We start from the raw sequence: 3,606 nt of genomic DNA on the forward strand, positions 1-3,606 counted from the left end.
CCGGGGTCGGCCGGGCCGGGGTCGGCCGGGGTGGGGTCGGCCGGGGTGGGGTCGGCCGGGGTGGGGTCGGCCGGGGTGGCGGGGGTGGCGGTGCCGGCGGCGGGGCCCCGGTGGCGGATTTCTGTGCAGCGGAAGGCTTGATCGGGGCCCTCCACGGCGCTGACCACGTCCATCAGCGTGATCCGCTCGGGTGCTCGGGCCAGCCGGAAGCCGCCCCTCGGACCGGGGGTCGAGGTCAGCAGGCCCGCCCTGGCCAGCGCCTGGAGCTGCTTGTTCAGGTAGGCGGCGGGCAGCTCGTAGTAGGCGGCCAGGCGCGTCGCCGGGATCGCCCGCTCACCGATCCACGCCAGGTTCAGGCAGCAGTGCACCGCCCACTCGACGCCCTCGCCCATCCGCATATCTGGATATTAGATGTCCAGAATAGCGCGCCGCAACCATGATCATGCGGTCGCCAGCGCGCGCAACGCCTCGTAGGAGCGCTGGACGAACGGGTCGCGCAGGCCCGGACCCGAGTTGGCCAGCGCCACCAGCGCCGTCCCGGTGTCCGGGCTGCACCCCGCGAACGCGGTGAACCCGCGCGTGCCGCCCGCGTGGAACAGCAGCGTGCGACCGGGGCGGGCGCGGCGGTTCCAGACCAGGCACACGTCGTCCGTGGTTCCCGGCCGCACGACGCGCGGGCGGGCGACGTCGGTCAGGGCGGCGGCCAGCGGTGTGGCGTCCGGGTCGAGCAGGGCGGTCACATAGCGCAGCAGGTCCTGGGCGGTGGACCGGAGCGCGCCGGCCGCGGGCAGGCCCGGGATGTCCCACGGCGGGCGCGGTCGGCCGTGCCAGTGGCCGGTCGCCTGGCGGGCGGCGGTGCAGTCGGTGTCGTGCAGGCCCAACGGGCGCAGGACGCGGTCCGCGAGCAGCTCCGCGTACGGGACGCCGGCCGCGCGGGCCAGCGCGAAGCCCAGCAGGGCGACGCCGTAGTTCGAGTAGCGGTAGCCCGGACGGGTCCTGGTGCGCGGCAGGGCGGCCAGGAGGTCGTCCGGGCCGAACGCCGCGTACGGGGTGCTGAACCACCTCGGCAGCGCGGTGCGCAGCAGACCCGGCGGGAGCCTCGGCAGGCCGGACGTGTGGGTGGCCAACTGGTCGAGGGTGATCGGGGCGTCGAGGGCGCCTTCGGGCAGGTAGCGGCGCACTTCGTCGTCGTGGGCGACCTCGCCGGCGGCGACCATCCGGGCCAGCAGGAGCGCCGTGAACGTCTTGGTCAGCGACCCGATCTCGAACCGGGTGGTCGGGGTGAGCGGGTCGCCGTCGCGGGCGGTCGTGCCGGACAGCAGGACGGTGTCCTCGTGCCGGCGGCGCGCGGCCACGGCGACACCGGTCGCGCCCGGTGCGGCGGACAGCAGCGGGACGAGGTGTTCGTCCATCACGCGCCGAGCAGGCGGGACAGGGCGAGCGTCCCCGCGATCGCGGCCACGACGGTGGGGTGCTGGTGGTCGGCGAACCGCGTGGCGGGGTCGTCGTCGACGGGGTCGTTGTCGCGGGGCAGGAGGCCGTCGGCGTGCTGGGCGTCGGCCAGGACCTGCCACCCGGCCGGGTCGAGGTGCGGTTCGGGCAGGCAGGCGCCGACGATGAGCAGCTCGCCGACGAGGTCCCACTGCGCCACCTCGGCCCAGACGTCCACCCAGGCCGGCAGCCACATGGCCAGGTAGTCGGCGATGTCGGCGGGGAGGTCGTGCGGGCGGGCGCCCCAGTCGGTGAGGTGGAAGACGGTGTGGGTGAGGTGGTAGCCGGTGGACCAGTCGATCGCCCACGGCTCCGGTGTGCGGCCCAGCCAGGTGGCGCGGGTCAGGGCCGGCCAGTCCGGGTCGCGGCCGATGCCCGTGGTGCGCCGCGCGTTGGCGACGGCGAGGTTCCGGTTCGGCAGGACCTCCGTGGTGGCCCCGACGGCGGCGCTGTGCCGCAGGAGCGCGTGCAGCCGGTCGTGGCGCAGGCCGGCGCGGGCGAAGTGGGCGTAGGTCTCCAGCGGGTCGGTCAACAGCCAGTGCCGCAACTGGCGCTCGTAGAGCAGGTCGCCCGCGCGGAACTCCGACCAGGTGAAGTCCAGCAGGTCACGGGCCTGGGCGAGGGTCGCGGGCCCGGCCACGCCCTCGCGCAGCACCAGGGACGCGGCCAGCGCCGTCTCGCCGAGGGGCTTGTAGTGGTGGTCCGGGTCGCCGATGTCGGTGGCGCCCTCCGGGAACGCGCCGAGGCGGCGGTGGGTGTGCAGCCAGTCGAGGGCGGTGCCGGCGAGCTTGTGGGCGTGGTGGGCCACGGACGGGGTCACGCGGCCTCCAGCAGCCGGCGGGTCACGGCGAGGTCGAGGGCGAGGCGCGGTCCGGTGCCCGCGTAGAGGTGGAGGTGGCGGGTGAGGAGGACCGGGTCGAGCGGTTGGTCGACGCCGGCGTGGTGCAGCAGGGCGACCCAGCGGGCCAGCCGCACGGCGGTCGCGTAGTCGCGGCGCAGCACCGACCGGGTCGCGCCCCGGCCCAGCGCCTCGGCGTGGTCGAACACGGCCGCCACGACCGGGCCGCCCAGTCCGGGCAGGGCCAGCGGCGCGAGTTGGGCGACGTGCACGGACCACGTCTGCCAAGCGCTTGCGTCGCCCAGGACGGCGGTCGCGTCGCCCGGTGGGCACGGGTCGGGCTCGCACGGGTCGGCGAGGCGGAGGAGGGCGGTCGCGGTCGCCCAGTCGCGCCAGGCCGTGACGTGCTGCTCGTGCGAGGCGGGCTCGCGGACCACGGGGAAGCAGGCGAAGGAGTCGGACACGACCTCGACGTCCCCCGGGTCGAGCAGGTGGTCGGCGAGCAGGTGCGGCGCGAACAGGTCGGCCCCGACCAGCCGGACCGCGCCGAGGACGAGCGTCCGGTCGTCGGCGGAGTCGGCGTGCCGCACCAACCCGGGCCGCTCCCGACCGCGCAGGGCGTCGACCACCTGGCCGGCGAGCACGTCGGCCGCACCGGCCAGGGAGGTCTCGGCGAGGCGGCCACCGGTCGTCATCGGCGGGTGCCCCGGGTGGCGGTGGTCACCGGTCCTTCGGCTCCTTCGGTGTGGGGGGCGAGATGAGCAGCCCGAGCAGGAGTGCGCCGGCGGCGTGGGGCTCGTGGAGCGGGGCGTCGCTGACGGCGGTTTCGGGTGGGGCCATGAGGGTGGTGAGGGCGGTGCACTGCTCGGCGGTGGCGACCGGGAGGGTCAGGGCTTGGAGGGCCATCGCGTTTCTCCTCAAGTAGGGACACTGCTGTGGGTGTCCGGGTGATTACAGGTTCGAGTGCAACACAGCGGAGGGCGGTTGGGCCGGTGAACCATCCGTGTGAGTGACAAGAGGCGAAATAAACGGGCGATGACCCGAAAGGTGTTGGCACGCCTGGGTTTTGGTCGCGGGGGTGCGCTGGGAGGCGGGCGGTGGGGGGCGGAGCGGGAGCTGGGATGGGGGGCGGCAGGCGTGCGGAGACGGCGGGCTGGGCGGTGCCGGCGGCGCGAGCTGGCGCCCCCCCACCCCCCCCCCGCCGGGCCCCCCCCCCCCCCCCCCCCCCCCCCCCCCCCCCCCCCCCACAACCCCCGGGGCCCCAACGACGGGGGCGG

5 protein-coding genes are annotated in these 3,606 nt (G+C 75.9%); all 5 read right to left on the minus strand.

Annotated features, from left to right (window positions below; all coding sequences use genetic code 11):
* Positions 1 to 398: Rrf2 family transcriptional regulator (locus AB0A74_RS42540; RefSeq protein ID WP_358258902.1), on the minus strand; the 398-nt coding region annotated here is incomplete at its 3' end.
* A gap of 42 nt (positions 399 to 440) precedes the next feature.
* Entirely contained in the window at positions 441 to 1,412 is a 972-nt protein-coding gene (locus AB0A74_RS42545; protein ID WP_358258908.1) for a serine hydrolase domain-containing protein, read from the minus strand.
* On the minus strand, positions 1,412 to 2,311 hold the full coding sequence (locus tag AB0A74_RS42550) for a hypothetical protein (protein ID WP_358258904.1): 900 nt from the start codon (positions 2,309 to 2,311) through the stop codon (positions 1,412 to 1,414). The genes AB0A74_RS42545 and AB0A74_RS42550 overlap by 1 nt, the downstream gene beginning before the upstream one ends.
* Positions 2,308 to 3,024, minus strand: coding sequence for a hypothetical protein (locus tag AB0A74_RS42555; protein WP_358258906.1), 717 nt, complete (start codon positions 3,022 to 3,024; stop codon positions 2,308 to 2,310). The genes AB0A74_RS42550 and AB0A74_RS42555 overlap by 4 nt, the downstream gene beginning before the upstream one ends.
* A 25-nt stretch (positions 3,025 to 3,049) precedes the next feature.
* On the minus strand, positions 3,050 to 3,235 hold the full coding sequence (locus AB0A74_RS42560) for a hypothetical protein (RefSeq protein WP_343940084.1): 186 nt from the start codon (positions 3,233 to 3,235) through the stop codon (positions 3,050 to 3,052).
* Positions 3,236 to 3,606 lie beyond the last annotated feature (371 nt).

It is taken from the genome of Saccharothrix sp. NPDC042600, assembly GCF_040647305.1.
In the GTDB taxonomy this organism is placed as follows: Bacteria; Actinomycetota; Actinomycetes; order Mycobacteriales; family Pseudonocardiaceae; genus Actinosynnema; species Actinosynnema mutabilis.

Coding starts and splice junctions, on each gene's coding strand:
- AB0A74_RS42545 (WP_358258908.1), bottom strand. CDS start 1,412: ATGGACGAACACCTCGTCCCGCTGCTGTCCGCCGCACCGGGCGCGACC.
- AB0A74_RS42555 (WP_358258906.1), bottom strand. CDS start 3,024: ATGACGACCGGTGGCCGCCTCGCCGAGACCTCCCTGGCCGGTGCGGCC.
- AB0A74_RS42560 (WP_343940084.1), bottom strand. CDS start 3,235: ATGGCCCTCCAAGCCCTGACCCTCCCGGTCGCCACCGCCGAGCAGTGC.